Origin of the sequence: Siphonobacter sp. BAB-5385 (assembly GCF_002261125.1) — a bacterium.
GTDB lineage: Bacteria > Bacteroidota > Bacteroidia > Cytophagales > Spirosomataceae > Siphonobacter.
The window spans coordinates 1-25,016 of sequence record NZ_NMPS01000020.1; the positions used below are offsets into that span (position 1 = coordinate 1).

Genomic DNA, 25,016 nt, shown 5'->3' on the forward strand with positions numbered 1-25,016 from the left:
AAAGCTACTATCTCTTATAAAATTTATAAATAAATTAGAAACCAAGCAAGCTAAAGTACTGAGCTACCTCATAGATATCGGCTGTCGCGTGCCGAAGTTCTCCGTCTATGAATATACGGAAGGCATTCTCTTCGTAAGCAATATAGAAGAGAATGCCGCCCCCTTGCCATTGAAAGACGAGTTCCTCACCCACAAAACGAAGGCCTTGCAGGTGAGAAAAGGGTTTCAAAAGATCGTATACCTCGTACATTTCATTCAGCACTTGGCTGTTATCAGGTCTGACCATCTTGTGGTGTAGCAAGGGGAAAGCCGCTCCTGATTCATTTTCCACTTGCGTTCGTATCCCTGGGCGGCTACCCTGAGTTTATCTTTTCCGTACCAGGAGTTGATTTGGTCCAACGCTTCCATGGCTTTCTGCTCTTTCTCCCATGCAATCTCGGAAAATAACTGTGCTTGCCGGTGCTCCTCTGGCTGTAAACCCGAAACAATGCAACCCACCTTTTTATAATTGTATCCCTGCTGCCAGATCAGACCTAGTGCCTTCAATGCATACGCTACCAGCTCAGGTGTGTAACTCGTAGCTTTGGGAAGGTGAATGGTCTTAATTCCATAGTATTGTTTATCCTGAGTCCTATGCTGATTCGTGTGGAGGAATACGGTCAATAGGTTAGCGATGCTACCTTCCTTGCGAAGCTTTCTTCCACAATTTGCCGCATAGTTAGCCAGGGCCTCGCTAACTACTTCTTTGGAGGTCGTTAGCTCTCCGAACGATTTTGCCGTACACATGGCTTTCTTGCGATCAGGGACTAGTTCCAGATCATAACAGGGTTGACCGTTCAGCTCTTTCAAAAGCCTGAGCCCCTGTACGGTCATGTTCTTTGCCACCCAGGCTTCGCTCTGCTGGGAAAAATGCAAAGCATCCTCGCAGCCCATTGCCTTTAGCTTTTTTACGTACTGCCGACCGATGCCCCATAAATCAGCAATATCAAATCCATCAAGGGCTTTTTTTATTTCTCCTGGGGAGTTGATCATGTAGAGGCCACCATATAGGGGATTCTTCTTGGCCCGCCTATTGGCGACCTTGGCAAGAGTCTTTGTAGGGGCGATACCGATACTGACCGGAATGCCCGTCCAGCGACGTACCCGCTGCTGGATCATGTAGGCGTACTCGTACGGATCCGGCGTGAAAGCTTCGTAACCCGATAGGTCAATAAAGCATTCGTCGATCGAATAGACCTCATAGTGATGCACCATACTGGCAATCGCTGCCACTACCCGCTCACTCATGTCGCCGTAAAGGGTGTAGTTGCTGGAGAAAGGAACCACGCCGCACGATTTCATATAGGTGGCGATCTGAAAGGCAGGGCATCCCATTTCAATGCCCAGAGCTTTCGCCTCGTTCGAGCGGGCAATTACGCAGCCGTCGTTATTGGAAAGCACCACAATGGGACGATCATTTAAAGAAGGGTTGAAGGCCCGCTCGCAACTCGCGTAAAAGTTATTGCAATCAATAATTCCAAACATCACACACCGCCCTTTCTCTGGTAGGCCAACCGGTTGCCCAGATCCCGAACGCTAAAGGTCACCACCCCAAAAAGCTGCCATTCATCACCCGCTGAAGGTACAATGGGCTCGTAGTATTCGGATGCAGACACTAAGGCTATAGCCTTCCCTTGTTTCTTGTAAAACTTAACCGTCCACTCGCCATTTACGTAAGCAATGACGATGTCACCATCCCTTGGCGTCTTGGCTCGGTCGATAATCAACAAATCGCCATCATAGATGCCGGCTCCTTCCATGCTGCGACCGCTGGCCCAGGCGAAGACCGTAGAGGCGGTATGTTCAATCAATAATTCGTGCAATGATAAAACTCCTTCCCGGTGATCATCGGCTGGACTTGGAAACCCCGCAGCGATAGGCAAAGGACTCAGAGGGTAGAACTCTCTGGTTTGCGTATTCAGGTGAAAAAATTCGACGGTAGCCGCTCTCATGGCTGTATAAAATTATTGTTCACATTTGTAAAAAATTAGTCATTTGTATAATAAGCTAAAGTAAAACTTTAGTCATGAACAAATTATTTATACAAAAAGAGACAAAGAATTTTATAAGTATTTGTAAATCAGTGAAAATCGAATTTAGGTTAGCCGACGTATATAGAGCATCTTTAGCCGAAGGATTATCTATTCACAAATGTGAAGACAGTGCAAAATGTTTCTGCATTGTTTCGGTTGCTAGGTGTTGAAATAGCCCCCAAACTATTATAAATCAATGTGTTGTATAAAATACTAACAATTTCGCAAGAATGGGGTTATGCAGATACACGTTTGAAAGATGATATGCCAGGTGAGAATTTTCCTAATACCGGATCGCTTCGGGAGCGTTTAGATATAGATTTTGCCCTAACCTCGGCGGGTTTGGGCGTTTGGGAGCTGGATCCCGTTTCCATGCAGATCCTCTGGGATGATCGCTGCCGGGAGCTTTATGGGTCGATCAGCGACAATTACCTTCCTTATGATAAAGCCATTGCGTATGTCCACCCGGATGATGTGAGTCGGGTCAATGACGCTGTACATCAGGCTTTTCAATTAACTTCGGGAGGCAATTATGACGTTGCTTACCGAACCATTGGAGCAGATGATGGCAAACTACGCTGGGTACGTTTTTACGGAAAAGCTTCTTTCGATGAACAGGGAAAACCCTACCGCTTTGGCGGCGTTGCTCAGGACGTAACCCGCGATATGGAAAACCTGAAAAGTCAACAGGCTGCCCAGCAACAAATTCTGGATTCGTTTGAAGCGTCACCCGTAGGAATTGCCCTGATTGATCGTCATGAATTGACCTTCCAGCGAGCCAATCCCTTTTACGGAGAACTGGTCGGACGAACGCCCGATCAAATCGTAGGCAAGCCGCTACTGACCGCTTTACCCGAACTGGCCGGACAGGGATTTGACCAATTGTTACAGGACGTGCTCGATACAGGCATTCCCTTTATCGCGAAAGATGTAGCCGTTGCACTCGTTCGGAATCAGGTGTTGGAAACCATCTATGTCGATTTAACCTATCAACCCCAACGGCCGGTCAACCGGACCGAGATTACGGGGATTCTGGTCATTGCTACCGATGTAACCCAGCAGGTGCTTTCCCGGAAGAGAGTGGAGGCCAGTGAAGCCCAGCTTAAATCGATCATTGCCACCGCTCCGGCGGCCATGGGTCTTTTTGTGGGCCGCGATTTAGTCGTGGAGATGCCCAATCAGGCCTTTATTGATATCGTAGGCAAAGGGCCAGACATTGAAGGAAAGCCGCTCCGGGAAGTCATGCCGGAACTGGAGAACCAGCCCTTTCTGCAAATACTGGATGATGTATATACGTCGGGGAAGATGTTTCAAAGTCACGGCTCCCAGGTCAATATTGTCCAGCATGGCGTGATGTCGTACAATTTCTACAATATCACCTATACGCCCCTGTTCAATGAAAAAGGGGAGGTATACGCCATTCTGGATATTGCCATCGACGTCACCGAAAGCATACGCGTCCAGCAAAAACTACAGGAAACGCAGGCCAAGTTACAGGAAACCATTGAGCTGGCCGAGCTGGCTGCCTGGGAGGTAGACTTTACTACGCGAAAGGTGATGTACTCCGATCGTTTACGGGATTGGTGTGGATTTGAACGGGAAGAGCCGTTGACGATTGAACGGGCTTATGAAGTAATCGACCCTCAGAATCAGCTGATTGTCAAAGCAGCAATGGATGCGGCTCGTCAACCACTGAATGAGGGCCAGTACGAAGCGGAATTTTCTGTGTATTGCTTAAAAACGGGCCAGAAACGGATTCTGCACGCTCAGGGTAAGGTAATCCGGGATGAGCAAGATGAGGTTTGCGGGATCGCGGGTAGTGCCCAGGATGTTACATTGCAACGTCGAACGCACGCTGCTCTAGAGCTTTTAGTACAGGAACGTACCGAAGAACTAGCCTCCACCAATGAAGAACTCTTTACCTCGAATGAAGAACTGGCTCACACGAATGAGCAGCTACATCAGGCCAACGATCAATTGATTCGGTCCAATGCCAGTCTGGAGCAGTTTGCCTACATCGCCAGTCACGACTTACAGGCACCGCTTCGTAAAATCCAGCAATTCATTGACATTCTGGTACGACGCCATCAGGATACACTGGCTGAAGACAGCCGACTGCTGATTCGTATTCAGGAATCAGCCCATCGCATGGGCTTGCTCATTAATGATTTACTCGCTTTCTCAAAAATTTCGAATGGAAAAGCGGATACGCAGGAAGTAATGTTGTCGGAAGTGCTCGCTCAGGCCATTGACAATTTGTCGGTGGCCATTGAAGAAACGAGTGCTGATATTCAGGTCGAATCATTACCGGCGTTTTTGGGGGATGCCCGGCAACTCGAGCAGCTTTTTCAAAACGTACTTTCCAATGCCATCAAGTTCAGCAGTAAAGATATGCAGGGAAGTGCGACGGTACCTTGCATTCAGGTAACGTATCAGCAGGTACAGTCGTATGAGCTTCCCTTACTGGCTGGCTGGGCTCCCGTCTACGGAAGCTATCATCGGATTCGCGTACAGGATAATGGGATCGGTTTTGAGGAACAGTACGCGGACCGCATCTTTGGGGTATTCCAACGCCTGCACGGCAAAAGCGAGTTTGAAGGAACGGGCGTAGGACTTGCGATCTGCCAGAAGGTAGCTCTCAACCACGAAGGATTTATTCAGGCCCAGGGCAGACCCGAGCAAGGAGCTACCTTTGAAATCTATCTGCCTGTTCAACGTCAGTAATAGTTACCGTTTATTCGTTAAAGCGTTATACGTTTATTAAGCTTATTCATTGTATGTCCACAAAAGGCCCCATTATTTCCGTAGAAGATGACGAAGATGATCAATTTCTGATTCGGGATGTGTTAAAAGAACTGGGTGTGACGAACGAAATACTTTTCTTTAGCAACGGTCAGTTGGCCCTGGATTATCTGACCGTCACTACAGAACAACCCTTTCTGATTCTTTGCGACGTAAATATGCCCGTGATGAATGGTCTGGAATTGCATGCGAAAATTGCTGATAATGAGGTTCTGCGAAGGAAAGCCATCCCTTTTGTCTTTTTAACTACTGCCGCAAATGCTAACTTAGTGAACGAAGCCTATATGCAAAGTGTCCAGGGATTTTATCAGAAAGCCAGTTCATTTGAAACGTTTCAGAAACAATTAGAGGCCATCATCATCTACTGGCGGGGCTGTCTGCACCCCAATAACTTTCAATAGAAACCAGGAAAGGAAAACGAGCTACCCTGGTGAATTATAATGCACGGGAAGAACGGTACAGGTAATTGCCGGAGTTGAAACCGGTTAAAAAGAGCTTTTTTGTATTGTGAATGTATGGCGTAAGAAGTATCTTTCGCATTGGGTTTATAACTAAAGCGTATGCATAGCGACGTATCTGCTCCTTCGGGAGAATACCAACTTTGTGACCAGGAGCGGTTATCCTTAGCCTTACAGGCAGCTCAGGTAGGAACCTGGGAGCTGGATGTAGCTCAGCAACTCGTCTGGCTGGATGAGCGTTGCCGCGACTTATACGGGCTTACCGAACAGCAGTCCATTTCCTATTCCGCTTTACTCGAATTTATTTACGCGGAGGATCGTAACCGGGTTGAGGAGGCCGTTGAGCGAGCCTTACGGCCCGGTTCGCTTGGGCATTACGAGGTTGAATTCCGTACCCTGAATCCGAACCAAAACAGGCTTCGCTGGCTGTACTGCAAAGGACAGGCCTTTTTCAACGACAAAGGCCAGGTATACCGATTTTCGGGAATTGCCCAGGATATAACATCCCTGATCCAAACCCGGCAGCTGTTGGCGTACAGCGAAAACCACTGGCGAAATCTGGTGGATAGTTCAGCAACCGCAACGGCTATTTATCAGGGAAGAGACATGACCATTCAGGCCGTGAATCAGGCCATGATTACCATTTGGGGTAAAGATGCATCTGTGCAGGGGAAAACCTTTGCGGAAGCGATTCCTGAAGTGGAGGATCAGCCTTTTCTAAGCCTGTTACAGAACGTATACGATACGGGAATTGCCTACCACGAATCAGAAGGTAAAGCCATTCTCCAGGTAGGCGGTCGCTTGCAGGAATTTTGGTTTAACTATTCCTATGCTCCTTTACGGGAGGAGTCCGGGAAAATTTACGGTATTATTCACACCGCCACCGACATTACCTCTCAGGTACAGGCCCGCCGGGCTTTAGAAGTGCAGCAGCAGCAGTTCAAGGCCATGCTGGAAGGAAGTTTATTATTGAAATGTCTGCTGGATCCGAAGGGAAATATCACCTTCCAAAACCAGCGGTTTGGCGAGTATACAGGATTCACCCTGGAGCAAAGCCAGAAAAAAGGCTGGCAGAGCCTTTTCTCGGATCAGGACTATCGAAAGATAGAAAAGATCGCCTCGGAGGGAATACGGACGCAAAAAGGCTTTACCTGCGAAAGCAGATTACGCCGGCACGATGGCGAGTACTGCTGGCACGAAATTGAGTTTGTCCCTCTTTTTGATGGAAACCAACTGCTTACGGGTTGGGTGTGCCGGGCAACCAATATTCACGAGCGTAAGAACTTACAGCATCACCTGGAATTCCTTGTGCAGGAACGGACCGAAGAGCTGGAAGCCAGTCTGGAAGAATTACAGGCCCTCAATGAAGAGTTAGGAGCCAGCAATGAAGAACTACAGGCCTCGGGGGAAGAACTGAGTGAATCCAACCAGCAGCTTTCGCTTTCGAATGATCGTCTGCAACGCTTCGCGTATGTAGCCAGTCACGATTTACAGGAGCCGCTTCGGAAGATACAAACCTTTGGTTCCCTGCTTAGTCAACGATACGGACACGCGTTGGGCGATCAGGGTTTGTCGCTGCTGACCCGCATGAGTAAAGCGGGCGAGCAGATGTCTACGCTGATTCAGGATCTGCTGGCCTATTCACGGATCAGCGGCCAGGGCGAGCAGTTTCAGGTAGTCTCCCTGCAGCAGGTGCTAACCAGCGTAACAGAGACGCTGGAAATAAGTATCGAACAAACGCAGGCGATGATTGAGATCGATGCATTGCCCGCGATCCTGGGAGATGAAGGGCAATTGGGCCAACTTTTTCAGAATCTGCTGTCGAACGCCATCAAATTTGCCAAGCCGGGCGAGCGGCCGCACATTCGGATTGCCACTCAAATCAGGCTTCGGGAGCAGTTGCCCTCGCATGTGGAGCCCCTCAGTAAGGCTGATCGTTTTCATCAGGTCAGCGTGATCGACCGGGGCGTTGGTTTCAACGAGCAGTTTCTGGACCGTATTTTCGAGGTATTTCAACGCCTGCACGATAAGAAAATCTACAACGGTACGGGCATTGGTCTAGCTATTTGCCAGCGAGTGATGGAAAATCACGGCGGAGCCATTACCGCAGAAAGCATCCCCGAAGAGGGAGCCCGCTTCCATGTGTACTTTCCTTACTAGGTATTGCACGAATTTCCGTAGCTCCGTACCCAGAGCGATGGAAGGTCTGCACCCGATGGAACGCGTTTCCTGCCGGAGGAATCCAGTAGGCTAGGGCGTTGGATACGTAAGCACTAAAAGATTAGACTACTTAGCGGGATGAAAGGAGGACTCTCTACGGGTAGTGGATATTTGGTTGGGAGGGGCTGTTGCCAGTTTCTCCAGAAATGATCTGGGTACTAAATGGATAGCTTTTTTGCGTATAAAGCACTTAATTAGTAAGCTGGTATGAGGCATCAACGCGAGGCAAAAACATACCTGTTAACTTCTCTGAACACACGTTTGGTCTGACTTAATTTAGATTAATTCTGATTTGTTGCCCACCGAAAAGGAAAATCCTGACGTTTGATTCGTAGTTTTGCAGCCTTAATTCCGCTACGACGGTATGAATTATTCGACGGTATCTCGATTTTTCAGTAATGGCTTTACGAATTCCGGGAGTACTCCTCCTCTGCTTGTTTGTCTTTTCTTCCCAGGCTCAACACTTCATCAAAGGTCGCGTTAAAGAAGCCCAATCTCCTCAACACCCCCTGGCCGGAGCCAGCATTCAGCTAAGTGGCACGGCTCAGGGAACAGTAACGGATGCGGGGGGCTATTTCGAACTCTCAGCCAACGGACCCGCTATATCCCTTACCGTTAGCCATATAGGCTATCAGACCCAGCGGATTTCATTAACGGGCAACCCGGACCTCATCGAAATCAACTTAGTAGCGGCCAACGCACAAGGACTCAAAGAAGTTACCGTTACTTCCCGGTATTACAAGCCTTATCATCTGAATACCGTTTCCAGTGCGTTGCGACTACAAACGCCCCTGATTAACCTTTCCCAGAATATTCAGGAAATCAGTGCGGAAGTCCTGTATGATCAGGGAAGTTTAATACGACGGACGGGCTTAGCCGGAATGTCAGTGGGGTCATTCGTCAGGAAGTATCCAACAACCTCGGACCCTATATGTTCATGCGGGGCGGTCAGATTTCGACGCTTCGCAATGGAATTGACCTGACGCCCATTTACCGGGGGCCCGTTCCCGAAGACGCCGCTATCATTGATCGGGTCGAATTCATGAAAGGGCCGTCGCTGTTTATGAACAACATTGGCGACCCCGCCGGTACTTTCAACGTATTAACGAAGCAACCCACGGGCACGCCGCACTATTCGGCTACGGCCATGCTGGGGAGCTGGAATCTGTACCGACTGGCCGCAGACCTGGATGGCGTGCTGGACGCTAAGAAAAAGCTGCAATACCGTTTGAATGTCATGGGAATGACGAGCGAATCCTTTGTAAGGTATGACTACAACCGACGCCTGGTGCTGGCTCCCGTGCTGAAATACCAGTTTAGTGACCGTACTTCCGTGACGGCTGAATATACGTATCAGCAATTCCAGTATGCATTAATAAGTCCGATTGTAATGACACCGAACGGATACGCGAGCTTACCGCGTGACTTCACCATCCACGAACCTAGCCTTAAGCCTTATCAGGTTCGTGACCATACTGGCTTTCTGACCTTTGCTCATGCATTTAATAAAAACTGGTCGCTGACAGCCCGGGCATCCCTGCTGCAGAATGACTACGAGGGTATGTACATGTGGGTAACGGGCGTAAACCCCGCCAACCCGAACCTCCTGCTTCGGAATCCCAAGTACGATCTCGTCCGGATGCAGGTCTATTCGCAGCAGGTATTTGTGAACGGAAAGATCCGAATGCCCGGTGTAACGCAACAGATTCTGGCGGGTGTGGATATGAATCAGAAGCAGGTATTGGGCGATATTTACGTAACGTATGACACCTATACCGATGCCGCTGGAAAAACGCAGCCCAGGTATTACCCACTCCATATAGATGCCCCGGAATACCAGATTCAAACGCCGGATTACCGGACGCCGGGCGGACTGACTCACGGTAATACGGATCAATCCATCCGGTATTATTCACTGTATGCCCTGGATGAGTTGACCTTTTTTCGGGAAAAACTGCGACTGACGCTGGGCGGACGCTTTACGGCGGTAAATACCCACAACAACGTATCTTCCGTAGAGACTTCCTCAAAAGATCAGGTCTTCACGCCACGGGTGGGTTTGAGTTACAGCATTCAGCCTACCTGGTCAGTATATGCCTTATATGATCAGACGCTGATTCCGCAGGCGGGTATAACGAGTGCGGGGGAGGCCATTCGCCCACTGGAAGGCATCAATCGGGAAATCGGTGTGAAGAAAGACTGGCTGGACGGCCGCTGGAATACAACGCTTTCGGTGTACCATATTCACCGCAGTAACATCGTCGCTACCGATCCCAACAATGCCTTGTACCGACTACAAGTGGGTAAAACGCATGCTAAAGGCATTGAACTCGACGTGGTGGGCGAAGTACTGCCGGGCCTGAACGCCGTCATTAATTACGCCTACAACGATTCGAAAATCGATTCTGACGTCAATCCCCAGCTCATTGGAGCCCGTACACCCATGTACGTGAAGCACGTACAGAATACCTGGCTGAATTATCACCTGCCCGGCTCGAAGCTTTCCTCGTTCTCCGTATCGGCGGGTTATCAGTACCAGGGTGGACGCGGCGAACGTTACGCCACGGCCGTGCAGCATCCCGGTCCGGATTATTTCCGACTGGATGGGGGCATTGGCTGGCATTGCAAACATTTGAAGGTCAATGTTTTAATAAATAATATTTTAAATAAAACGCTAATTGCAACCCCTTGGTACCGCAATGGGTTATACTATTGGGTAGCTCAGGCTCCCCTCAATGCCCGCCTGAGTATGCATTACGTACTTTAGTCTTTTCCCATGTTAAAAGCAGTTAACCTAACCAAAGCTTACGGCTCGCATACCGCCCTGGATCACCTGAACCTGGAAATACAAGCGGGTGAAATCTATTGCCTGCTGGGCTCGAACGGGGCGGGAAAATCAACAACGATCAACCTGTTTCTGGGTTTCATTCCGGCTACGAGCGGTCAGGCATTCATCGATGGGGTAGAAGTTTCGGTGAATAACCAGCCACCCGCGATATGGTGGCGTATATCCCCGAAATCGTCAATCTCTACCCGACGCTTTCCGGGATGGAAAATTTGGAGTTTTTCAGCGGACTCTCCGGCTTTCAGTATACCAAACAGGAGCTGGGCCGTTTTATGGAAGTAGCGGGACTGCAGGCTTCGGCTTTTCATAAACGGGTATCTTCGTACTCCAAAGGGATGCGGCAAAAAGTAGGCATTGCCATTGCTCTGGTCAAAAAGGCAAAAGTTCTGTTTCTGGACGAACCCACGTCCGGACTCGACCCGCACGCGAGCAATGAATTCTCTGAAATCATTACCCAGCTCAGCTTACAGGGTGTGAGTACGCTCATGGCTACGCACGACTTGCTCATGGCCAAAAACCTCGGTCACCGCATTGGCATCATGCACGAGGGAAAGCTCAAACAGGAGCTGATTTCCGACGAAGTATCGCACGCCGATCTGACCAGAATTTACATTGATCTGGTGAAAGAAAAAGAGGTTCGGGTGTAAAGCTGATCGGCTGAACCCTCGTACGCAAGCCAGATTCCGTTTGGGTCGACATACAAACCCTGACCTGACAAGCCCTTATCCAGCATGATTCAACTCGTTATTCAAAAAGAACTTCGGGAGATTTTCCGGACTGCCAAGGTCGTCTGGTTGCTCATCGGCGTTCTGATCTTGATGGGTTTAGCCTTGTACAATGGCTATTCCTACTACGTAACCCATAGTGCCCTGCTGCGGGAATCCCAGCAAGTGACGTACCAGCAGTTTATCTCGCAGGGCGATAAAAACCCGCACCTGGGGGCTCATTTTGGCTTTTATGCCTACAAGCCCACGGCCGAACTGGCCATGATCGACAACGGTATCGAAGACTATACCGGTAATTCCTTTTACCTCGAACCGCATAAACGCGGCGTGGTACGCTTTCGGGAAGTGACCGATGCCACGGGAATCCGGAGTTTCGGGTTTTTCAACGTCGGCTATTTCGCCCAGTTCATTCTGCCGCTGTTCATCTTTCTCATTGCTCACAATATCTTTTCGAAAGAATGGGAAAATGGGACCATCAAAATGATCTTAAGCTCAAAAGCCACGACGCGACAGATTTTTACGGGTAAATTACTCGCCTGCCTGATTCTGGTTTTTACGCTGCTAGTACTCTTGGGCATCGCCTCGCTGGGTTTGTTGAGTCTGGGAACGGATTCAAACCATTTGCCGCAGATTCTGGAAGCTTATGGCCTGTACTGGCTGGGTTTGGCCGTTTTTTGCCTGTTGATTACCATCATTGGTGTGTCCGTATCCCTGCTCACGCGGAATTCTTCGCTATCACTGGTAAGCCTGTCCGGCTTCTGGTTACTGGGTGTGTTTCTCATTCCGCGTTTATCCAGTGAGATTTCCAAGCGACTGTACCCATCCATTACTTCGCTGGAATTTGAGAATACGACCTTCCATGACAAGGAATACGGAGTTGATGGCGAAGGAACAAAAGACGAACGGCGAGCCATTCTGGAAAAAGAAACCCTGAAGAAATACGGCGTAACCCGGCTCGAAGACTTACCCGTTTTTTACATTCCCATCACCATCGAACATTTCGAAGAATCGGATGGCAAAGTCATGGATCGGGCGTACGAGGCCGTGGAGACGAATGAGAAAAAACAGAATGCCGTCCTGCTAACCTCTTCCGTATTTTCTCCCTTTCTGGCTTTTCGGGATTTTTCGATGCGGATGACGGCAACGGATATGCATACGCACAATGATTTTGCGGAGAAAGCGGAGCTGCACCGCCGGAAAGTAGGCGTAATCGTGGATGATTTTTACCAGCAAAACACCGTGGCGGGGAATGACTTCTGGAAAACCGTCCCGCAGTTTGCGTATACCGCTCCGGGAATTGGCTGGCGACTGGCTTCGGCCGCCCCATCCATCGCCATTTTGCTCGGCTGGACGCTCGTATCCGTGCTGCTGATGTTCTTCTCGTATCGAAAAATGACCGTGTAGGTTCTGATTGTTTGTGGAGGTAAACGCATGAAATTAGCCATCGTTCGGGTCATCTGGAACCTGGAATTGAAAATATTATCCCGGAATAAAGTACTGGTGGCCTTATTTGCCATTATGCTGATGATGCTCCTTTCCGCCCTTTGGATTGGCAACAGCATGTACCGGAAACAGGAGCAGACTATCGGTAAAATTCAGGTTCACGAAGCCGAAATGCTCGATAGCCTCAAAACGCGTATCCGCCGGATTGAATCGAATCACATGGTGCATCCCGGCTTCATCTGGGACGATCCGACCTTTGCCTACAACACCGCCCGTAACGAAGGGCCCAAGTTTGCGGTCAAGCAACCCTTTGTCTTACAGGCTCTTAACGTGGGGCAAAGTGATATTCAGCCCTTTTATTACAAAGTGTACATCAATAAAAAGCAGTACCTGACGTACGAAGGGGAAATCGATAATAGTCTGCTCCAGTTCATTGGGAACTTCGATTTTGCCTTCGTGGTCATCTACCTGTTTCCCTTGCTGATCATTGTCTTTACGTACAATGTGCTGTCGAGCGAAAAGGAGCAGGGAACCTGGGTACTGCTCAAAACCAGTAATCAATCCATTGCTCGTTTGATTCAGCTACGGGTGGGCATTCGTTATGTGCTCTTTACGGGGCTGTTCTGGTTGCTGGTCATTCCTATTATGGTAGCTCTGCTGGGCAGCAGCTTTTTAGCCACTTCGAACTGGTGGTGGACTTTCGCCCTGGTTTCGCTGTACTTCGGGTTCTGGTTTGTCCTTTCTTTTCTGGTGAACAGTTTCTCGTTGTCCTCGACCGTAAACGCCATGGTTTTGATTTTTCTCTGGCTGTTTACGGGGATCCTGATTCCCAATGTATTACAGATTGGTCTGAATCAGGCGTATCCCATTCCCAGCCGGATTTCGCAGACCAATGAGGAACGGAAAGCAGTGAACAAATACTTTGAGAAAGACGGACAACTGTTAACCAAGGAAGTCTTCAGTAGCCCCCGGACCCTGATTCGGCAGGCTTCGATTGTCACGCCCGGTATGGTGTATGGGTATGGCGTAATCGTTTATAAAAGTCAGGAAATCAAAGATGCGGCGGCGGAGGTAGCGGAGCGAAAGTTGTACGGGCAAATCGAAAAACAGCAGGCGGCCATTCAGGCTTTTCAACTGCTCAGTCCGGCTCTAATGATGCAGGAAGAGCTTTCCGCTTTGTCGGGAACGCACTGGTATCAGTTTAATGCCTTTAGCCGCGATGTGGATCAGTTCCGGAAACGCACGCAGCAGTTTTATTATCCGAAAATGGCCTACGAATCTACCTATCGCACGTTTTCCGTGAAAGACGCCGAGACGATTCCAACCTTTACGCCCAGGTCCTACCATGCGTATAGCTGGAGTACAGTTCCGCAGGCGTTTCTGAGTTATCTGGCCCTTGTTGGTCTCCTGGGCTGGATCGGGCATCGTAAGTTACTGAATGCTCAACGGTAGAAATATACAGATGGGATAGATGGGATTGCAGTGGGCTTACACTGTAACCCATTTTTTTAAAAGGCGTAGCTGAAAGCGTTTTTACTCTGGTAATCACCTTTCAGGACCGACTGTACTGTTTCGGTTTTGTACCGATGTGTTCGTAAAACACCCTGGAAAAATGACTCAGGTTGGTAAAGCCCAGCCGGTATCCCACCTCTGCTACCGATAGCTTTTCTTCTTTTAGCAAACGAGCCGCTTCTTTGATTCGGAAGGTTTGGTAATAACTAAAAAGCTGTCGCCGAAAATCTGCCGGAATAAGCGTTTGAATTTGGAGGAACTCATGTGAGCTTGCCGGGCTAGTTCGTCAATGACGGGCGGTGTTTCCAGGCGGGCAAGCATTTGGTCTCTGAGCGTATAAAGGCTTTTGATATCCTGCGGATTCAGGGCGTAGAGCGGCGTTTGATCCCGCTTTTTTAAAACCATCAGTAAGCGGCAAATCAGTTCTTCTACCTTGACTCGTAGAAAAAATAGCTTGAAGGTTTCTTCGACAGTTTCGCTGACAATCGCATCCACGATTGCCTGTAAAGAAGGGAAAATCATTTCTTCAAAGAGCAAAGGTTGCGTGTTTTCCAGCAGGCTTTGTAAAACGGGCGGCAGGTCCGAAGTATCCAGCAAACTCTTTAAATACTGGGCGTCTATTTCGATGTTAAGGGTAGATCGATGGGAGTGAATGGGAACCACTCCATCGGTTTGCATGTGGCTGGTAGCAATCAAAACCGAAGGTCTATTGGCTCCTTGGGTTTCGGGAATGACGTTCTGAAATTTGAAAAGAATCATTTTTCCGGGAGGCATAACCTCCGGACTTTTAACGATCAGATCTTCGCGGAGGTCGTAATTCAGAATCAGTAACCGGAGGTGCTCATTGAAAACATAGCCGGAACAGGTACCGCCACCAAAGGTCTCCGGGATGAGGACAGTTCGGTTCTGAACGACCGTACCCAGCCGTTCAGCCAATAGAGGTAGAATTTTAGGTACCGTTGAATCCAGGTTCATGGATGATCGTTTACGACTATTTTTAGGCCTAAGATAGCTATTTTATCTTTGAAAGGTCGTCGACTTTTGTACCATCATTAATCAAACAACAAGATGGTACTCAAGGATAAGAAAGTAGCGATCATTGGTGCGGGTCCGGTGGGCCTGACCATGGCCCGATTACTCCAGCAAAAAGGCGTGGATGTAAGGGTGTACGAACGGGATCAAGATGCCAACGCCCGAATCTGGGGTGGTACGCTGGATCTACACCGGGAGACGGGTCAGAAAGCTTTTCAACAGGCAGGTTTGCTGGAACGTTACCTGACCGAAGCCGTACCGATGGGACGAACGCTGGCGGATGAACAGGGACACATACACTTCACAAAACAACCTACGCCCGAAAACCAGTACGACCAACCCGAAATCAACCGGAATGTGCTACGGGAAATTCTGCTGAACAGTTTAGCCGAAGGGACGGTAGTGTGGGACCGCAAATGTACCCGTCTCGAAGTAGCGGAGGGGAGTTGGGTACTGCATTTTTCCAAGGGATTATTGGCTACCGCTGACGTAGTCATTGGAGCGAATGGCGGGATGTCTCAGGTAAGAAAATGGGTAACGGATCGTGAAGTGGAAGAAACGGGAACGCTGATGATTCAGGGAGAGGTGGTCGATCCCGCCATGAAATGCCCGGATTTTTATGAATTATGTCAGGGTACCATCCTGATGAGTGCTCATGCGGCGAAGGCTCTGGTGGCCAATCCCAACAACCGGGGCGTGTTGACGTACAACGTCATTTTGCCGAACGAAGGCGATGTTTCCAGTACGGAAAGTATGCGGAGACTGATTGCCGATCAGTTCAACGGTTGGGCAGAACCCTATCAGCAGTTATTCCGGGCTACCGCTGTTTACTGGGCATTACCGACGCGGAAGTTACCGCTTGATGAAGCCTGGAAAACGGATCGTCCCTTACCCATTACGCTCATCGGCGATGCCGCCCATCTCATGCCACCCTTTGCGGGTCAGGGAGTCAATACGGGTTTGATGGATGCTCTGTTACTAGCCGAAAAGTTAACCAGCGGGAACTACGAAACCGTACCTGCGGCGATTGCTGCGTATGAACAGGAAATGCGGGTGTACGCAACGAAAGCACAGGAGGAGTCGGCCCGGAATGAAGAGCTAATGCGGCAGCCGGACTTTTCGTTTCATGCGTTTCTTCGGTGAATATAGGGGTAAGGTTACAACTTGGTGGAAAAACGGCGGGTACTGCACTGTTTTAACTAACAAGACCGAGAAGCGGGTACAAAGCAACGTTCGTTAAACGTTTCCCAAAATAAAAAGGCTTGCCTAAGTGGGTTGCTATAAGAAACGGGCTGGATGTCACTTAGTGTTCAGGCTTGTATTCGGGCAGTGGCGTGCCGTCCATCTTCTCTTCTTTCTCCGTCTCGGAGCTACCCAGTACACGGGCCATTTTTTGAACGGGTTCACTGGCTAGTATCCCCATAACCGTATTGACCACCGATACCCCCAGGGCCGTTTTGGGATAGGCTAAGCGGGGAACACCCGGAGGTAGCTTCTGAACGGACTCCACATAGGGCCGCATGATTCGCTCGTAACGGGCAAAAGCATCGGCGTACTGCGGATGCGTAGCTAGCTCGCCCGCCAGAATATACGCTCCTACCATAGCCAGGGTCGTACCTTTGCCGGTAATGGGTCCGGGGCAATAGGCGGCATCTCCGACCATGGCAAAACGATTCAATGACCAGCGGGGAGCTTTGATTTGTCCGACGCCATCCAGATAAATATCCTCACTTTTTTCTACTTCCTGAGCTAATCGATCCGCTTCCCAACCCGCACCCGCTAATCGCTCAATGAGAATTGCCTTTTTGTTTGCTCGATCCAGCTGGTTATACGCCTCCTCCGGTACCAGGAAACTGAAGGAAGCCCGGGTGGTGCCTTGACGATCGGGCCTCAGCAGTAGCACGCGGGAGTCGTCCGCCGTGTACCAGCGAGCCCAGTTGGGATCCGTTTCGGTTTTGGCAATAGTGAGGTAAGCCGTGCAAAGGCCCAGATAGTTAAAAGCGGGTTCGTCCCCAAACATCAACTGCCGGGTTTTGGAACGGATGCCATCCGCGGCAATCACCAGATCATAGGATTCGGTTGATCCGCTGGCAAAGGTGACGGTTGCCTGCTGGTCATCCTGTTGCAGATGGCTGATCTGATCGTCAAACCGATAGGTTACGTGTTCTTTGGTATGTTCGTAAAGAATAGTTACGAGGTCGCCTCTGACAATCTCCAGTTCCTGCGTCAGACTCCCGGCCCCTTCTCTGGGAAAACTGGCTTTTACTTGATTCGCTTTGTCCACCCAGTGGGTGCCTAGCTCGCCGGTATTGGCCGCCCGAATTTCCTCCTCTATCCCCATGAGACGAGCAATTTTACGAGCAGGACCGTTCACATCAATACTCTGACCACCCAAACGAAGCGACGTCGCTCGTTCCACCAGGGTCACTTCAAATCCATACTGGTGGAGCCAATACGCCAGGGTCGGACCCGCAATGCTGGCCCCGGCAATGAGGACTTTCTGTTTTTGCTTTGTCATTTTTTCGTAGTTTGGTGCGACTCGTCAGATTCGTAGGCACTACACATGCATTACGATGGCTACTAACAAAACAACGATATTGTATATTTGTTTTTATAATACTACGAAATTGTATTAAGTATGGCTAAAGTTTCAGCAGTTCCGGTTGTGATGGAATGGGAACGTTTTACGGAAGAACATCCGGAGGGAGGCATGAGGGAATTTGCAAGCTGGCTGCTAACGAACACGAATCCCTTACAGCAAACACAGCCCCATCCCGGAGCCGAGCCCCTCATGAAATCGGGCATGCGTTTATCCGATGCCTTTCGGGAGGGGGAAGATTTCCTGGCCTGGTTTTTCATGGGTCGTCTGATCCGGTACGTGAAGTTTTACGTGAAGCCGATGATGACGCAGCATGGCATGAGCGGCCCGGATGAATTTCTGTTTCTGTCCCTCATCCACGAAATGGATCGGCCTACGAAAAAGGAGGTGTGTGTAGCCCATGCCATTGAGCTAACCACGGGGATGGACATTTTACGACGCTTGATTAAGCAGGGTCTGATCGAAGAAGGGGCTGATGAGCGGGATAAACGTTCCAAACGACTCACGCTTACCGAAAAGGGCCATCAGACCATTCAGGAAATATCCCTGGCCCTGAGCCAGCTGGAGCCCAGTACGCTGGCCGATCTGGATGATACCGAACGGAAGCATTTGTTACAAGTGCTTCAGTATTTGAACAATTATCATTTCCCGTATTACAAACCCTAAGCAGACGCGACCCCTGTTGATCAGGGGTTTCCAGTCAGGTAGAGGCAGTAATGAGGCAGAGGGTTTACCTCACTCGTTTACTGCCTTTATTTTTTGAATGGGTTAAATGCTGTCTTACATCCAGGATACCGTAGTGGCTGTTCCCCGATTCTTCTTGCTTTCCAATCCTGTTTACTGATTAGTAGTAAAGGCCCAAGGCAAGCCTGATACGCTATCTATATGCGAATCTGGCAAGGTTCAGTCTTTCCTTTCCCGCTTTTTCAAGGTTCATGGTTTGGGTGATCATCTCGTTGCTGGTCAGTTTAATAGGCGAGTTGAGCACCCGCTGCTCCTCGTCGATACGACGGCTGACTCAAAACTTATTCTTATTATTATTTGGACTTAGTATAAATAAAGATAAATTTGTGGCCGAATTCCTTCTCCCATAGAAACTACTTCACTTTGAATGCTCCATCCGAAAGGGGCGTTTAACTGTCACATTGTACCAATGTATTTTAGACAACTGTTGCTGGTGTGTTTATGCACCATCGCTCTTTCTTCGCATGCTCAACGTCTAAGCTCGATTCGAGGAGTTATCCAGAACCAGACGGGTTCTCCTTTGCCAGCCATTACCGTTCGCATTACTGAACTTAACAAGGTAACTACTTCCAATCAGGGAGGAGAGTACCGCTTCTCGAACCTTACCCCCGGGCATTATACGCTGGTCTTCAGTGGTATAGGATTCAAGACGCTACACAAGAAAGCAGAAGTGAAAGCGGAAGAGGACAGTCGTATCGAAGTCACGTTGCAGGAGAGCATGGTTGATCTCAATACGGTTACCGTAGTGGGTCGTACGGAAGTTCAGGAAGTGAACCGTCAGGCTTTTAACGTTACCGCCGTGGATGCCAAGCAGTTGTACAACTCGACGCTGGATCTGAGCAGTGCCCTGGACCGGGTATCCGGCGTACGGGTGCGGGAGTCCGGCGGCGTAGGGTCCAACTTCAACCTTTCATTGAATGGTTTCTCCGGCAATCGGATTCGCTATTTTATTGATGGGGTACCGATGGACAATTTCGGTTCCTCCTTTCAAATCAACAACATCCCCATCAACATCGCGGATCGGCTGGAAGTGTACAAAGGGGTCGTTCCCATCTGGCTGGGTTCAGATGCTCTGGGCGGAGCAATTAACATTGTTACGGGGGACCGATTCCGGAATTATGTAGACGCTTCGTATTCCTACGGTTCCTTCAATACGCACCGGAGTGTAGTAAACGCCGCTTTCACGACCAAAGGAGGTTTCACCTTCCGGTTGAACGCTTTCCAGAACTATTCGGACAATAACTACAAAGTAACCGTGGATGCCTCAGACATCTACACTGGAAAGTACCAGCGGGATGCGGTCCTGAGACGTTTCCACGACACGTACCACAATGAAACGGTGGTAGTCAATGTGGGCGTAGTAGGTAAAAAATTCGCGGATCAACTGCTTTTGGGCATAACCCTGGGAAAAAATTACAAAGAGTTTCAGACCGGAGCCCGGATGGTAGCGGTATTCGGCGGCTGGCACCGACGCGGTAACATCGTCATGCCCACTCTGAAGTATCGGAAAACCGACCTGATCAAGGGGTTGGACGTAACGCTGAATGCCAATTACAACCTGGGTCAGGAGCAAAATATTGATACGCTGTCGGCCCGCTTTGACTGGTTTGGAAACTCCAAGCCGAATGTAAGTGGGGAAGGTCGTGGACGAAGCCTATCGAAATACTCCAACAATAATGGGCTGGCCACGGCTACGGTTAACTACAAACTATCGGAACGGCAGGCCCTGGCCCTGAGTAATGCATTTAGTACCTTTAACCGGAAGGGTTCGGATGTGTTTAACCCCAGTTTTACCCGGGGTGATGTACGGCCCCGCCTCAACAAAAACGTACTGGGTCTGGGGTATACCTACGACGAAAAAGACAAGTGGAGCACGTCTGTTTTTGGCAAGTATCTGTATCAAAACACCCCCGGACAATCCTCGTTTAATAAACTGGGCTTTGGGGCGGCTGTCAGTTATTTTGTGACGCCTACGCTTCAGTTAAAGGCTTCCTACGAGCGGGCCAATCGCTTACCTGAGGCCAATGAACTGTTCGGCGATGTGGAGTTAGTACAGGGGAATCTTACCCTTAAACCTGAAGAAAGCCAGAACATAAATGCCGGGTTTAGTTACGGTTTTGCGGCCAAGGAGGATCATCGCTTCCTGATTAATGCCAACGCCATTTACCGGTATTCCTACAATTACATCTATTCCCGGTTCAACCAGAATCAGTCAGCCCTGGTACTCGATAACCTCGATGGCGTCTTTACCGTCGGCGGCGAAGGAGAAGTACGGTATTCCTATAAAAAACTCTTTACGCTCGGCACTACGCTTACCTATCAGTATTTGCAAAACCAGCAGGAATACGTACTGGATAATTATGGCAACTGGGTGAAAAGTCCGGTCTACAAGGATCAGATGCCCAACATTCCCTTCTTGTTCGGCAATGTCGATGCTTCACTCACCCTACGCAATCTGGGTCAGAAAGGGAATGTCCTGAACATCGGCTACAACATGCTGTATGTCCATGCCTTCTGGTTATACTGGCCCAGCCGGGGCTTTGCGAATGAAGGTAAAAAATACGGTGTTCCCATGCAGTTGACGCACGACTTAAATGCTGTGTACAGTCTCCGGAACGGACGGTACAATATCGGCCTGGAAGTAAGAAACATTACTAATAAACGTCTCTACGACAACTTCAGCTTACAAAAGCCCGGTCGTGGCTTCTACGTAAACGTCCGCTATTTCTTTAATTCTTTTAACATTTAATTCTATGCAATTGAGATCAACGCTCGCATTGGCTGTGGCAGCAGGTATGCTGGCATCCTGTACTAAAAATGAATCCGGTCCGAGTAATCCGGGTAACTTCATATTGACCGTTAGTCCGGCGGCTACGACGGGTGCGGCCGATTACCTGCTGACCGCCCAAACCCTCGATTCCGATACCATTACAACGAAAAGGAACGGCGTAGAGCAGGATGGAACCTACCGCTATTATGTCACGCACAATGGCAAGTTTTTTAGTATGCTCTACGGCCAGGGCAACCCCGGAGCCGTAACGGCCTACAACATCCAGGATGGAAAGCTCAACAAGCTAACGAACTTCCAGACGGAAACAGTACAGGCCTTTGCACCGGTTAATGATGATTTGCTGCTTTTTAAAATTTCAAGAAACGCGACCGCTCCTACGTCGAGCTGGTACAAGGTAAATACCAACAGCCTGACCATCACCTCTGAAGGAACGGTTAATACGCTGGAAATGACAAAGCTGGGCGAACTGGCCCACTTTACCTGGCTGAAACAGGTAGGCACCAAAGTGTTTGCTCCCTATCAAACCATCATCGACCGGAGTTTCAATACCAAGTATCCGAACCAGGCGTTCGTTGCCATTTTCAACTACGCGGATATGAAACTCGAAAAGGTAATCACGGATGATCGGGCGAGTTTCCTGGGTAGCTATTTCCAGGATGGCCTTTCCGTGCAGGAAAATGGTGATGTGTACGGATTCTCTCCTTCAGCCGCAACGACGGATAATAAAATTTCTACGACCAAACCTTCGGCGATTTTGAAAATCAAATCCGGTACTACGGAGTTTGACCCCAGCTATTACTTCGACGTAGAAGCGGCGAGTGGAGGAATGAACATTACATCCTGGCAGTACCTGGGAAACAACACCTATATCGTACACTCCCAGGCGAAAGCTGAGAAAACGGCTTATCCCGCTGGATCACGAGTGGGTATTGTAAACGTCGTGGATAAAACGTACAAAGTCGTAACGGGACTGCCGAAACTGGAAGACATTTCGAACCTGACCACCAACAACTACACGCCCAAAGACGGAAAAACGGGTTATGTAGGCGTGAATTTGAAAGACGGCAACAGCTTCGTTTACAAAATCGATGCCAGTACGCAAACCGCTACCCGTGGCCTGCGAGTGGAAGGTGGATCCATTACGGCCATTCAGCACCTGAAGTAAGATATGCTACTGAACGAACCGGGAGATGCGAAGCTCTTCCGGTTTGTTGGTTTATACCCCTTATCCTGAATGACTTATGATTAGCACCTTGTACCTGATTCAGTTCATCGCCTTTTACCTCTGGCAAATCACGTCAGCGTCCAATAAACGGCAGGCTCCTACTGGTTTGATGGGCTATGCTTTCACGCATAAATCCCAGACACGTCTCATCGGAGCTTTCCTCGGGCTACTGGCCATCGTGGGCTTTATCTGGCTTTGGGGCGTGGCGAGTGGCTTTGCGGGTTTGTCGTGGGGCTGATGGCCGTTGGTTGTCTCTGCGTGGTGATCGAACCTTTCCAGTACCTCCGCACGCCGGGTGTGGCCGTGATTTATGTTTGTTGTGTACTCCTTGAACGATTCCTCTGACCATGCCAGCCAATAAAAAATACCTGACCCAATCACCCTGGATCAAACTATCTAAGATACTGGCAGGCTCCGTGGGAGGTTACCTGGTTACCCTCAGCTTTCACGCCGCCCTGACCCGATTGATTCCGAAAGAAGAGGTAATCGTGACTTCATTCATTACCGGCTATCTGCTTTGGGCAACGCTTCTGCTCGTGGCTTTTCTTATTCCCAAAGCGTGGAAGACCTGGGCTCTGTATGTGGTGTTAATTGGTATATGTACGGGTATTTACTTGATTTAAAACGGCTATGGATAACCGGAAATACAATATCTACTTTAACACGCACACCGTCAGCGGAATCATCATCTGTGCGATTTTGTACGTCATGTTTTTTGCGGGTTCATTCTCTTTTTTCAGGGACGACCTGGCAGCCTGGCAGAAGAATGAGTCGTACCTGAGTCAGAAAGGTCTAATCAAAAAGGACTTCAACTACATTCTGGATTCGCTTTCCCGTCATCATACCCTTAAAGGGCGGGATATTGATTTTACCATTCAGCGAAATGCCCCGGGAGCGTATGTTTCGATGACCGCTTCCCACGATCCCGAGGTACAAAAACTCAAACCCAAGAAAAAACCGGAAGCAAAACGCGGCGGTCGGGGCCGGAGGGGCGATGGCGATTCGGCTTTTTTTACCTATGATTTCAGTAAAAAGAAGGAGGCCGACTACGCCACTTCCTACACCATGGGCGAATTTCTGTACCGCCTGCACTTTTTAGCCCAGTTGAATCAGGTTTTTCCCTTCCGGCTCGGCGTTCCGTTCGGATACTTGCTGGCGGGAATTGTTTCCTTCATTTTCCTTTTTGCCCTGATTACGGGATTGTTACTGCACTGGGACAAGCTCGTTTCCAACTTTTTTACCTTCCGACCCTGGACTAAATGGAAGACCGTCTGGACGGATCTTCACACGGTACTGGGCGTCATTGGCTTTCCCTATCAGCTCGTTTTTGCCCTAACGGGCGTGATCCTGATCTTCAATTCTTTCCTGATTATTCCGTACACGAAATTATTTTACAACGGTAACGAAGAGAAGATTTTCAAGGATTTAGGCTATGGCGTCAAACAGGAATTTCCCTACGCCAGTAAGCCCTTACAATCCTCATTTGACATCAACCAGTTGGTAAGTCAGGTACAACAAAAATGGCAGAGGAGCGACGTCAGTCTCGTAGCCATCCGGAATTACGGTGATGAAAACATGCACGTGGTCATTCAGGGAAAAGCCCATACCGATGCTCAGCTCAACGGACAGGGCGAACTCATTTACCGCGTTCGTGATCAGCAAGTGATGGCAGAGCATTCGCCCCTGGATACTCCTTCGTATATTGATACCGTTAAAGGGTTCATCTACCATCTACATTTTGGTGATTATGGCGGACGGCCGTTACGGGTCATTTATTTTGTGTTGGGAATCATGGGCTGTCTGGTCATTAATTCAGGCGTAATGATCTGGCTGGTTGCCCGCGATAAGAAGAACATCCCCGCCCGCAAGCGAGCGTTCAATTTCTGGACGGCCAATGTCTATATCTCCTCCAGCTTAAGCATGTTGCCGGTTACTGCTTTTGCCATGATCGCCCTGCTCTTTCTGCATAAACCGGGTCAACCCGAAATTTACCATTGGTATTTCTACCCCTGGTTAGTACTGAGCGTGTATTTCCTGATTCGCAAAGATCTGGATCTGGTGAATCGGCAATCCACTTTTCTGTCAGCGGTGACCTGTTTTCTCCTGCCTGTACTGGATGGCGTGGTTCGCGGCAACTGGTTCTGGAACACGCTGAATCGACAGGCGTACGATATTCTGTTCATCGATGTACTCTTCCTGATCCTTTCCCTGTTGAGCGGAATAATCTGGTGGAAGATGGAACAAAAAAGGCGAGCAGAGCCCAGTGCCGTACCAACCAAAGAGAAAGTCGGGCAGTTAGGGCATGCCTGATGGGGAGTTTTAGTGGTTAGGAATTACATTTCTGAGTGGGTTGTCTTAAATAGAATGGGTTTTCGTCCCTTAGGGACGGCTCAGGTGCGGTTTATTTCTTCTAATGATTTATGTAGTTGTTGGTTGATTGTTATTTATTATTTGAAGTTTGCCGATTTCTGCATGGACGGCATAAAACCGGGCCCCGTCCTATCGCATTCCATGCCGGAATTCCATTCTGGGGCTTAAGCCGCCTACC

General features: G+C 49.2%; 22 protein-coding genes. 17 read left to right on the forward strand and 5 right to left on the reverse strand.

The features are described from left to right. On the forward strand, nucleotides 1-298 hold a 298-nt coding region (locus BWI93_RS28055), incomplete at its 5' end, for a hypothetical protein (protein WP_217902206.1). Here BWI93_RS28055 and BWI93_RS01370 read toward each other — a convergent pair. Both BWI93_RS01370 and BWI93_RS01375 read right to left on the reverse strand, forming a co-directional pair. After that, complete coding sequence (locus tag BWI93_RS01370) at nucleotides 256-1,524, reverse strand: Y-family DNA polymerase (RefSeq protein WP_094808382.1); 1,269 nt, start codon at nucleotides 1,522-1,524, stop codon at nucleotides 256-258. The two genes, BWI93_RS28055 and BWI93_RS01370, sit on opposite strands and share 43 nt — an antisense overlap. Continuing rightward, on the reverse strand, nucleotides 1,524-1,991 hold the full coding sequence (locus BWI93_RS01375) for a LexA family transcriptional regulator (RefSeq protein WP_094808383.1): 468 nt from the start codon (nucleotides 1,989-1,991) through the stop codon (nucleotides 1,524-1,526). Before BWI93_RS01375 ends, BWI93_RS01370 begins: the two co-directional genes overlap by 1 nt. A gap of 345 nt (nucleotides 1,992-2,336) precedes the next feature. Here BWI93_RS01375 and BWI93_RS01380 point away from each other — a divergent pair, with 345 nt between their 5' ends. The 9 genes from BWI93_RS01380 (at nucleotide 2,337) to BWI93_RS01415 (ending at nucleotide 14,017) form a co-directional block, all read left to right on the forward strand. After that, entirely contained in the window at nucleotides 2,337-4,796 is a 2,460-nt protein-coding gene (locus BWI93_RS01380; protein ID WP_094808384.1) for a PAS domain-containing protein, read from the forward strand. A 53-nt stretch (nucleotides 4,797-4,849) separates the two neighbouring features. Continuing rightward, the gene (locus BWI93_RS01385) at nucleotides 4,850-5,275 is read left to right on the forward strand and encodes a response regulator (protein WP_094808385.1); all 426 of its coding nucleotides are present in this window, start codon (nucleotides 4,850-4,852) and stop codon (nucleotides 5,273-5,275) included. A gap of 159 nt (nucleotides 5,276-5,434) precedes the next feature. Then, nucleotides 5,435-7,492: a PAS domain S-box protein gene (locus BWI93_RS01390; protein ID WP_094808386.1), complete on the forward strand. Its 2,058-nt coding sequence runs from the start codon at nucleotides 5,435-5,437 to the stop codon at nucleotides 7,490-7,492. Nucleotides 7,493-7,950: 458 nt separating this feature from the next. Next, complete coding sequence (locus BWI93_RS01395; protein WP_094808387.1) at nucleotides 7,951-8,535, forward strand: carboxypeptidase-like regulatory domain-containing protein; 585 nt, start codon at nucleotides 7,951-7,953, stop codon at nucleotides 8,533-8,535. Beyond that, nucleotides 8,490-10,319, forward strand: coding sequence for a TonB-dependent siderophore receptor (locus tag BWI93_RS01400; RefSeq protein WP_176454094.1), 1,830 nt, complete (start codon nucleotides 8,490-8,492; stop codon nucleotides 10,317-10,319). The genes BWI93_RS01395 and BWI93_RS01400 overlap by 46 nt, the downstream gene beginning before the upstream one ends. A 9-nt stretch (nucleotides 10,320-10,328) precedes the next feature. Continuing rightward, the gene (locus BWI93_RS29310) at nucleotides 10,329-10,679 is read left to right on the forward strand and encodes an ATP-binding cassette domain-containing protein (protein ID WP_369679073.1); all 351 of its coding nucleotides are present in this window, start codon (nucleotides 10,329-10,331) and stop codon (nucleotides 10,677-10,679) included. Then, nucleotides 10,601-11,044, forward strand: a complete 444-nt coding sequence (locus BWI93_RS29315; RefSeq protein WP_369679074.1) for an ATP-binding cassette domain-containing protein — start codon at nucleotides 10,601-10,603, stop codon at nucleotides 11,042-11,044. Before BWI93_RS29310 ends, BWI93_RS29315 begins: the two co-directional genes overlap by 79 nt. A gap of 84 nt (nucleotides 11,045-11,128) precedes the next feature. Beyond that, complete coding sequence (locus tag BWI93_RS01410; RefSeq protein ID WP_094808389.1) at nucleotides 11,129-12,526, forward strand: ABC transporter permease subunit; 1,398 nt, start codon at nucleotides 11,129-11,131, stop codon at nucleotides 12,524-12,526. A gap of 27 nt (nucleotides 12,527-12,553) precedes the next feature. Beyond that, nucleotides 12,554-14,017, forward strand: a complete 1,464-nt coding sequence (locus tag BWI93_RS01415; protein ID WP_094808390.1) for a DUF3526 domain-containing protein — start codon at nucleotides 12,554-12,556, stop codon at nucleotides 14,015-14,017. A 100-nt stretch (nucleotides 14,018-14,117) separates the two neighbouring features. Here BWI93_RS01415 and BWI93_RS29320 read toward each other — a convergent pair whose 3' ends face one another. Both BWI93_RS29320 and BWI93_RS01420 read right to left on the reverse strand, forming a co-directional pair. Continuing rightward, the gene (locus tag BWI93_RS29320) at nucleotides 14,118-14,246 is read right to left on the reverse strand and encodes a helix-turn-helix domain-containing protein (RefSeq protein ID WP_369679075.1); all 129 of its coding nucleotides are present in this window, start codon (nucleotides 14,244-14,246) and stop codon (nucleotides 14,118-14,120) included. Continuing rightward, on the reverse strand, nucleotides 14,240-15,052 hold the full coding sequence (locus BWI93_RS01420) for an AraC family transcriptional regulator (RefSeq protein WP_217902207.1): 813 nt from the start codon (nucleotides 15,050-15,052) through the stop codon (nucleotides 14,240-14,242). The genes BWI93_RS29320 and BWI93_RS01420 overlap by 7 nt, the downstream gene beginning before the upstream one ends. A 93-nt stretch (nucleotides 15,053-15,145) precedes the next feature. Between BWI93_RS01420 and BWI93_RS01425 the strand changes: the two genes are divergently transcribed. Continuing rightward, nucleotides 15,146-16,252, forward strand: coding sequence for an NAD(P)/FAD-dependent oxidoreductase (locus tag BWI93_RS01425; protein WP_094808391.1), 1,107 nt, complete (start codon nucleotides 15,146-15,148; stop codon nucleotides 16,250-16,252). A 160-nt stretch (nucleotides 16,253-16,412) separates the two neighbouring features. On the opposite strand, the gene BWI93_RS01430 is transcribed toward BWI93_RS01425, so the two are convergent. Further along, nucleotides 16,413-17,627: an FAD-dependent monooxygenase gene (locus BWI93_RS01430; RefSeq protein WP_094808392.1), complete on the reverse strand. Its 1,215-nt coding sequence runs from the start codon at nucleotides 17,625-17,627 to the stop codon at nucleotides 16,413-16,415. Between the two features lie 120 nt (nucleotides 17,628-17,747). Between BWI93_RS01430 and BWI93_RS01435 the strand changes: the two genes are divergently transcribed. From BWI93_RS01435 to BWI93_RS01460, 6 genes are all read left to right on the forward strand, one after another. Then, the gene (locus BWI93_RS01435) at nucleotides 17,748-18,374 is read left to right on the forward strand and encodes a MarR family winged helix-turn-helix transcriptional regulator (protein WP_094808393.1); all 627 of its coding nucleotides are present in this window, start codon (nucleotides 17,748-17,750) and stop codon (nucleotides 18,372-18,374) included. A 487-nt stretch (nucleotides 18,375-18,861) separates the two neighbouring features. Continuing rightward, nucleotides 18,862-21,201 (forward strand): TonB-dependent receptor, encoded by a 2,340-nt coding sequence (locus BWI93_RS01440; protein WP_094808394.1) that lies wholly within the window; start codon nucleotides 18,862-18,864, stop codon nucleotides 21,199-21,201. Between the two features lie 4 nt (nucleotides 21,202-21,205). Then, on the forward strand, nucleotides 21,206-22,408 hold the full coding sequence (locus BWI93_RS01445) for a DUF4374 domain-containing protein (RefSeq protein WP_094808395.1): 1,203 nt from the start codon (nucleotides 21,206-21,208) through the stop codon (nucleotides 22,406-22,408). A gap of 76 nt (nucleotides 22,409-22,484) precedes the next feature. Further along, the gene (locus BWI93_RS01450) at nucleotides 22,485-22,706 is read left to right on the forward strand and encodes a hypothetical protein (protein WP_094808396.1); all 222 of its coding nucleotides are present in this window, start codon (nucleotides 22,485-22,487) and stop codon (nucleotides 22,704-22,706) included. A 109-nt stretch (nucleotides 22,707-22,815) separates the two neighbouring features. Further along, on the forward strand, nucleotides 22,816-23,091 hold the full coding sequence (locus BWI93_RS01455; RefSeq protein WP_094808397.1) for a hypothetical protein: 276 nt from the start codon (nucleotides 22,816-22,818) through the stop codon (nucleotides 23,089-23,091). Nucleotides 23,092-23,098: 7 nt separating this feature from the next. Further along, nucleotides 23,099-24,778 carry a PepSY domain-containing protein gene (locus BWI93_RS01460; protein ID WP_094808398.1) on the forward strand — a complete coding sequence of 560 codons (1,680 nt, stop codon included), beginning with the start codon at nucleotides 23,099-23,101 and terminating at the stop codon, nucleotides 24,776-24,778. Nucleotides 24,779-25,016 lie beyond the last annotated feature (238 nt).